Raw genomic sequence first — 7,623 nt, 5'->3', positions numbered from 1 at the left:
GCGCCAGCATGAGGTCGATGATGCGGTGTACCGGCTCAACCACAGACCCCGCAAGTGCCTGGGTTACCTCACCCCGCACGAGGTCTTCTATGGCTTGAAGATGCAGCCGATTACACTGCCTTCTGTTGCGCTTTGTACTTGAATCCGCCCATCAAAAATGCCTCCAGCCCTTATTCCGCGGGCGCAAGAAGCTACGTAATTAATAGCATTCATGTGGTACGCAGAGACGCCGGGGTGGCGTTGGCGACACTGTGACGGGCCCGTCGCCCGGCCGGATGAGGCCTTCACCATCAACAAGAGAATCAACAACGCTTTCCTTCTGTTCCCGCCGTTCACCCCGCACCCCGCAGCCCCGGAGCCACAACCTGATGCCCAAAATCATCTTCAAGGTCAAAAGCGCCCTCCATGCGCGGCAGTTACAAGCTGTGGTGAGTTCCTGACGCCATGGTCACGCTGCACGTCACCCGGGAACTGGCCCGCGCTCTCAAGCTGCCGGCCCGCCTGGCTGTTGATGCCAATGCGTCTGGCAGCGCGCTGGGCCCCTGGTCTCTGGGGCTGGTGCATTGCCGGCCGTCCAAGCTGGTGGTGGCGGTGAGCGCGAGCACGCGCTGGGCGATGGCGCTGCATGCGGCGCCGCTGGCAACACTGCAACACCGTTTTGGCCCGGCCCTGCTGCAAAACCTGCTGGCACTCGGCGTGCCGCCCGACCGCGCCCGCGCGGAGGTGGACGCGCATGCGCCGGCGCAGTGGGCGCTGGGCCACGACCGCGGCGTGCTGGCGCACCTGAACCAGTGCGCGGGGGATGTCCTGTGGGCGGCCAACGATGGCTTGTCCCTGCCGTCGGTCAATCAGCGCCTGGCCGAACGCATCATCATCAAGCCGCAAACCGGCAGCCCTGCTTCCGACGTACTGCGTTTGCTGGGCGGAGACCCTGACAATCTGCATCGTCTCAAGCGCGTAGAGGGGCAGGCCTGGCGCGAAACCTACGCGCTGATGCAGGCACAGGCCGGGCAAGCGGTGGTGACCATGCCGGTGCTGCGTCTGCTCGGGTCCGAGCGGCTGGAGGCGCGCCACCAGGCTGAAATCCTCCTGAGCTGGTTGCCTGTGGACGAGGGTCGCACCCTGGCCTCAGGCCGGTCGCCGCGCTGGATACCGGGGGAACTGGTGCTGGACCTGCAAGGCATTGAGGCAGTGAGCCCGACCTTTGCCGCGGTGCTGCATGCCGAGGCGGTGGCTCTGGGCTTGCGGCGTCTGATCTTGCGCAATGCGCTGGAGGAGGTAGCCGCTCAAATGCTACAAATTAAATAGCGGTGAGCGAACGGCTGGCATGGGCTGGCGGAACTTTTGTGCTTTAAATGACACGGGAAACGATCGCTGAAAATGGATTTGGACAGGTTTTACAGATAAAACATGCCGTCAGCCCTTATCCTGCGGACGCAAGCAGCTCCTGAATTCATAGCAAAAAGGAAGAATTCAGCTCTGCGCCAGCAGCACCACCAGCGCGCCGGCGCCGCCCTCGGCCGGCCGGGCCTGCACAAAGGCGATCACTTCCTGCTTCTGGATCAGCCAGCTTTGCACCCGGCCCTTGAGCACCGGTGTCTTGCCGGGCGAACCCAGGCCCTTGCCGTGCACCACACGCACGCAGCGCATGCCGGCCTTGTGCGCTTCGCGAATGAAGGCCGCCAGCGTGTCGCGCGCATCCTCGCGGCGCAGTCCGTGCAGGTCGAGCTGGCGCTGGATGCTCCAGCCGCCGCGGCGCAGCTTGCGCACCACGTCCGGCCCCATGCCCGGACGGCGAAAACTCAGCGCCTCGTCGGTGTCGAGCAGGGTTTCAACATCAAATTCGTCGGAGATGGCCTCGCGCATCACGGCCAGCTCGTCGCGTTGCTGCTGCACCGGAATCGGTGCGGGCTGGGTCGGCGGCAGATGCGCCCGGTGGCCCGGATGGCCAGGCCGGTGTCTGGCCGGCAGCGCCTTGACCGGGCCGATGGCGCGCGAGAAAAGCTCTTTTTCCGCCTTCGCTGTCGCAGCGGCAGCCGCGCGCGCCGCCTTGAGGTCGGCTGCCTGCCGGGCCCGGGTTTCTATCTCGAGCTTGACGGCTTTCAGGCCCTTCAGGTCCTTGATGGCCGGTGGTCGGGCTGCCATCAGAGCAACCCCCGTTCCGCCATCGAGATCGCCTGCGTGCTGGTCACGACAAAATGGTCCAGCACCCGCACGTCCACCAGGGCCAGCGCGGCTTTCAGCGTCTGGGTCAGCGCTTCGTCGGCACGCGAGGGCCGGGCTTCGCCGCTCGGGTGGTTGTGCGCCAGCACCACGCTGCCGGCGTGCAGGGCCAGCGCCCGCACCACCACCTCGCGCGGGTAGACGCTGGTTTGTGTCAGCGTGCCGCGAAACAGCTCTTCCAGCGCAATCAGCCGGTGCTGGCTGTCGAGAAACAGCACCGCAAAGATTTCGTGCGGACGGCTGCCGAGCTGCAGCTGCAGGTAGTCGCGCACCGCCTGCGGTGTGGTGAACAGCGGCTTTTCCTGCAGCTCCTGCGCCAGCGCGCGGCGCGCGAGCTCCAGCACGGCCACCAGTTCGGCGCGTTTGGCCGGCCCCAGGCCCTTGATGCTGTTGAGGGCTTCGTGCCCGGTGTGCAGCAGGCCGGCCACGCCGCCGAAAGTGTCCACCAACTCCTGGCCCATCTGCAACGCATTTTTGCCGGGAATGCCGCTGCGCAGCAGCAGGGCCAGCAGCTCGGCATCGCTGAGCGCGCCGGGGCCACGGGCCAGCAGCTTTTCGCGGGGGCGGGCGTCCTCGGGCAGGTCTTTCAGGAGCATGGGAGGTCTCGGCAGTGGGCAAGCATTGGAAACGCCATCACAGGGGCAGTATCAGGGGTAAACCGGCGGGTCTGGCTGGGCCGGGTCGCACTTTCTACAATAGGGGCAGTTTACAAACAGTTGGCGGCCCGCCGGGCCGGCCCCCGAAAGTCCTATGTCCACCGTGGAAACACCCGCTCCCGCCCTCGTCCAGCCTGGTTCCTTCCTGACCCTGCACTACCGCATGGCCGGGCCGTCCACGGACGGAAAACCGGGCGCCGACATCATCAACACCTTCGCCGGCAAGCCGGCCACCCTGAGCCTGGGCACCGGCGAGCTGTCGCCCGCGATCGAGCAGCGCCTGCTGGGTCTGCGCGAAGGCACGCGCACCAGCTTCGAACTGGCGGCCGGCGAGGCTTTTGGCGAGCGCAACCCCGAGCTGGTGCAGTGGGTGGCGCGCAAGCTGCTCAATGAACTGGGCGACCCCCACGAGCAGTACAAGGTCGGCGATGTTGTGCAGTTCCCCACGCCCGACGGCATGGGCCAGTACGCCGGCAGCGTGCAGCAGGTCAAGGCAGACGGCGACGCCGTGCAGTTTGACTTCAACCACCCGCTGGCCGGCCAGCCGGTGGTGTTTGAAGTCCAAGTGATTGGTGTCCTGTGATCAATAAAACATCGCCTCAGGAAATCATCCTGGCCGAGCCGCGCGGTTTTTGCGCCGGCGTCGACCGCGCCATCGAGATTGTCGAGCGCGCGCTCGGCAAGTTCGGCGCCCCGATTTATGTGCGCCACGAAATCGTGCACAACACCTACGTCGTCAACGAGCTCAAGGAAAAGGGCGCGGTTTTCATCGAGGACCTGGACGATGTGCCAGTTGGCGCCACGCTGGTGTTCAGCGCCCACGGCGTCAGCAAGGCCACCGAGCGCGAGGCCGAAGCGCGTGGCTTTCGCATCTTCGACGCCACCTGCCCGCTGGTGACCAAGGTGCACGTCGAGGTGGCCAAGCTCAACAAGGAAGGTTACGAGTTCATCATGATCGGCCACAAGGGCCACCCCGAGGTCGAAGGCACCATGGGCCAGCTCGACAGCGGCATCCATCTGGTGGAAGACGTGGCCGACGTGGCGCGCATCCAGCCGGCGCAGACCGACAAGCTGGCGGTGGTCACGCAGACCACGCTCAGTGTGGACGATGCCGCCGAGATCAGCGCCGCCGTGAAAGCGCGGTTCCCGAACGTGCGCGCGCCCAAGCAACAGGACATTTGCTACGCCACGCAAAACCGGCAGGACGCCGTCAAGATCATGAGCCCGCAGGTCGACATCCTCATCGTTGTCGGCAGCCCGACCAGCTCCAACAGCAACCGCCTGCGCGAGCTGGCCGCCAAGCTGGGCACCGAGGCCTACATGGTGGACGACGCCACCGAGCTCAAGCCGGAATGGTTTGAAGGCAAAAGCCGCGTCGGCCTGACCGCCGGGGCGTCGGCGCCCGAAATCCTGGTCAAGCAGGTGATCGACCGCATCAAGGCGCTGGGCGCGGTGTCGGTACGCAAGATGGCCGGCATCGAGGAAACCATCAAGTTTCCGCTGCCCAAGGGGCTCAAGCTGGACGGCCCCGCGCTGGACGCCATCGGCAGCGACCTGCATGCCGAGTCCTAGGCCCGGTATGCCAGATATGCCAGATCGCTATCAAATCGAGAGCTGCCAACGCAGGTTTCAAGAGGGCTACAGTCACTTTATTCGTCAAACCCCGGTGTGGAAGCTGCCCGGCAAGGCATTGGGCGTGGATTGCGCTGAAGTCTGGCTCAAGCTCGAGCAGCTGCAGACCAGCGGCAGCTTCAAGGCGCGCGGCATGCTCAACCGCCTGCTGTCCAACCCGATCCCATCCAGCGGCGTGATTGTGGCGTCGGGCGGCAACGCCGGCATTGCCACCGCAGCCGCCGCGCGTGAACTGGGCGTGCGCTGCGAGGTGTTTGTGCCCGAGGTGTCCAGCCCGGCCAAACGCGCCAAGCTGGCTGCCCTGGGCGCCGAGGTGGTGGTCACCGGCGCCGCCTATTCGGATGCGTTGCAGGCCTGCCTGGCGCGCCAGCAGCAAACCGGCGCGCTGCTGACCCATGCCTACGACCAGCTTGAGGTGGTGGTTGGCGCCGGCACGCTGGCGCTGGAGATCGAGCAGCAGGCCGGCCTGCCCGACGCCGTGCTGGTCAGTGTGGGCGGCGGCGGCCTGATCGCCGGCATCGCCAGCTGGTTCGAGCAGCGCTCCCGCGTTGTCGCGCTGGAGCCCGAACTCGCGCCCACCCTGTTCCGGGCGCGCGAGGCCGGGCAGCCGGTCGATGTGCGCGTGGGCGGCATCGCCGCCGATTCACTGGGTGCCAAACGCATTGGCGACCTGGGTTGGGCGGCCACCCAGGCGCATGTGCGTGATGCGCTGCTGCTCAGCGACGACGCCATCCGGGCCGCCCAGCTGTGGATGTGGAAGGAGCTCAGGCTGGCGGTGGAGCCGGCGGCAGCCTTGCCGCTGGCGGCGCTGCACAGCGGCGCCTATGTGCCGCGGCCGGACGAAAAAGTCTGTCTGATCATCTGCGGCGCCAACCTCGATCCGGCCAGCCTGAACTGAACCCCGCCCCGGTGGCCGGCCCGCCGCGGCACAAAATACAATGACCCCATGCTAGACATCAACCTGCTCCGTAAAGACCTGCCCTCGGCCATCGCCCGGCTGGAAACCCGCAAAAGCCCGCAAGCCTTCCTCAACGTGGAAGCCTTCCAGGCGCTGGAGGCCGAGCGCAAGGCCCTGCAGATCCGGACAGAAGAGCTGCAGAACCAGCGCAACACCCTGTCCAAACAGATCGGCCAGCTCAAGTCCAAAGGCGAAGACGCCAGCGCCGTGATGGCGCAAGTGACAAGCTCCAAGGCCGAGCTGGAAGCCTCCAGCGTCCGGCTCGAGCAGATCCAGGGCGAGATGCAGGCCCTGCTGCTGGCCGTGCCTAACCTGCCGCATGAAAGCGTGCCGCACGGCGCGGGCGAGGCCGGCAACGTTGAAGTGCGCAAATGGACGCCGGTTGAAGGCCTGGGCGGCGAGCCGCCTGCGTATGCCTTCGAAGTGAAAGACCATGTGGACCTGGGCCAGCCCCTGGGGCTGGACTTTGAATTGGGCACCAAGCTCACCGGCTCGCGCTTCACGGTCATGCAGGGCCAGCTTGCGCGTTTGCACCGGGCGCTGTCGCAGTTCATGCTCGACGTGCAGACGGCCGAACACGGCTACACCGAGTGTTATGTGCCCTACATTGTCAATGATCAGTCATTGCGGGGAACTGGCCAACTGCCGAAGTTCGAGGAAGACTTGTTCCAGGTGAGTTTTGGGGGCACCCCAAGCAAGACCGCTTACGCGGATATTTACGCTGATAAATTGAATATCGACGGAAGTGTCAGTGAGGATTCAAACGTTAAAGTGCTCGAGAGAAGCTGGTATCTCATCCCCACCTCCGAAGTGCCACTGACCAACTTTGTGCGCGACGAGGTGGTGCCCGAGGCGCAGTTGCCGCTCATGTTCACCGCGCACACACCATGCTTCCGCTCAGAGGCCGGCAGCTACGGCCGCGACACCCGCGGCATGATCCGCCAGCACCAGTTCGACAAGGTCGAGATGGTGCAGATCGTGCACCCTGACCACAGCTACGACGCCCTCGAGGCCATGACCGGCCACGCCGAGGCCATCCTGCAAAAGCTGGGCCTGCCTTACCGCGTGATGCTGCTGTGCACCGGCGACATGGGCTTCGGCGCCAGCAAGACCTACGACCTGGAAGTCTGGCTGCCGGGCCAGAACGCCTACCGCGAAATCAGCTCCGTCTCCAACTGCGAAGCCTTCCAGGCCCGCCGCCTGCAGGCCCGCTTCAAGAACGCCCAGGGCAAAAACGAATTCGTGCACACCCTCAACGGCTCCGGCCTGGCGGTGGGCCGCACGCTGGTCGCGGTGCTGGAAAATTATCAGCGCGAAGACGGCACCGTTGCGGTGCCGGCTGCCTTGCAGCCCTACATGGGCGGAATCACGGTGCTGACCCCCGCAGGAAAGTAGCGAGCTGAGGGGGTTCTGGCTCAGCAGGGGGCGCGGGACCTGCTTAGCCGGACCACAGGCGCAGCGGCCCCCGAGGGGCTGGAGCCTGCGGCTCCAAAGCTGCTTGAGCAGCTTTGGACAGGCGACAGAGGCGAAGCGTCTCGCGAGCCGCGGCCTGCAAGGCCTCGGGAGCTACACGAAGTGAGCGACCGTGGGGGCTTGTTAGATGGGGCTGTTAGAATAACTGCTCGATTTAGGAGAGGTGGCAGAGTGGCCGAATGTACCTGACTCGAAATCAGGCGTACCGCAAGGTACCGTGGGTTCGAATCCCACCCTCTCCGCCAAGAACCGGTTTGATGTAGTCCAACACAGACCCCTGAAAGCCCCGAAAACTCAGTGTTTACGGGGCTTTTTTGTTTCCTTTTGGACTACCTGTGTTTCCGCTTGCGGTGCAGGCCTTGCTGCACCTCGAACTTTGTTGGCATGCCATCAGCCAAGTGCCGCGATCAGCTCCTTCAGGTATTTACCCTTGTGTTGACTCCTACCCTGTCAACATTGACAGGGGTAGGTGTTGCATAGCTTTCCAATTCGTTGATCATCGGCGGTGTTTCGAGATGTTTCAATCGTGCGCTCCGGCGCGTGTCAAGGTAGTTGTCGCCTCAGTCATGCAGCCAATGGCTGAATAAGCGTGGCGCCGACATGGGCCGCCACCACCGAGTCGCGCTCGGGGTTGAGTGTCACAGCACCGGTGGGCGTCCAGTTTCTTGTGTTCCCAGACCA

At 64.8% G+C, this 7,623-nt stretch carries 7 protein-coding genes and 1 tRNA gene; 6 read left to right on the top strand and 2 right to left on the bottom strand.

Annotation, left to right across the window (positions count from 1 at the left end; genetic code table 11):
* Positions 1 to 444 precede the first annotated feature (444 nt).
* Positions 445 to 1,308, top strand: coding sequence for a hypothetical protein (locus B7G52_RS22645; RefSeq protein WP_096699921.1), 864 nt, complete (start codon positions 445 to 447; stop codon positions 1,306 to 1,308).
* A gap of 165 nt (positions 1,309 to 1,473) precedes the next feature.
* Here B7G52_RS22645 and B7G52_RS22640 read toward each other — a convergent pair whose 3' ends face one another.
* Both B7G52_RS22640 and radC read right to left on the bottom strand, forming a co-directional pair.
* Positions 1,474 to 2,145, bottom strand: coding sequence for a Smr/MutS family protein (locus B7G52_RS22640; RefSeq protein ID WP_096699920.1), 672 nt, complete (start codon positions 2,143 to 2,145; stop codon positions 1,474 to 1,476).
* Positions 2,145 to 2,819, bottom strand: a complete 675-nt coding sequence (gene radC, locus B7G52_RS22635; protein ID WP_096699919.1) for a DNA repair protein RadC — start codon at positions 2,817 to 2,819, stop codon at positions 2,145 to 2,147. Before radC ends, B7G52_RS22640 begins: the two co-directional genes overlap by 1 nt.
* Positions 2,820 to 2,973: 154 nt before the next feature.
* On the opposite strand from radC, the gene B7G52_RS22630 reads away from it, so the two are divergent.
* The 5 genes from B7G52_RS22630 (at position 2,974) to B7G52_RS22610 (ending at position 7,187) form a co-directional block, all read left to right on the top strand.
* Complete coding sequence (locus B7G52_RS22630) at positions 2,974 to 3,462, top strand: peptidylprolyl isomerase (RefSeq protein ID WP_096699918.1); 489 nt, start codon at positions 2,974 to 2,976, stop codon at positions 3,460 to 3,462.
* Positions 3,462 to 4,451 carry a 4-hydroxy-3-methylbut-2-enyl diphosphate reductase gene (gene ispH, locus B7G52_RS22625; protein ID WP_096699922.1) on the top strand — a complete coding sequence of 330 codons (990 nt, stop codon included), beginning with the start codon at positions 3,462 to 3,464 and terminating at the stop codon, positions 4,449 to 4,451. Before B7G52_RS22630 ends, ispH begins: the two co-directional genes overlap by 1 nt.
* Before the next feature lie 16 nt (positions 4,452 to 4,467).
* Positions 4,468 to 5,409 (top strand): threonine/serine dehydratase, encoded by a 942-nt coding sequence (locus B7G52_RS22620; RefSeq protein ID WP_096699917.1) that lies wholly within the window; start codon positions 4,468 to 4,470, stop codon positions 5,407 to 5,409.
* Between the two features lie 48 nt (positions 5,410 to 5,457).
* Complete coding sequence (gene serS, locus B7G52_RS22615; RefSeq protein ID WP_096699916.1) at positions 5,458 to 6,864, top strand: serine--tRNA ligase; 1,407 nt, start codon at positions 5,458 to 5,460, stop codon at positions 6,862 to 6,864.
* 235 nt (positions 6,865 to 7,099) lie between these two features.
* Positions 7,100 to 7,187, top strand: a tRNA-Ser gene (locus tag B7G52_RS22610).
* Positions 7,188 to 7,623: the final 436 nt, after the last annotated feature.

The sequence above is a fragment of the Polaromonas sp. AER18D-145 genome (genome assembly GCF_002379095.1).
Lineage (GTDB): Bacteria > Pseudomonadota > Gammaproteobacteria > Burkholderiales > Burkholderiaceae_C > Polaromonas.
This window is presented reverse-complemented; position numbering and strand designations above follow the sequence as displayed.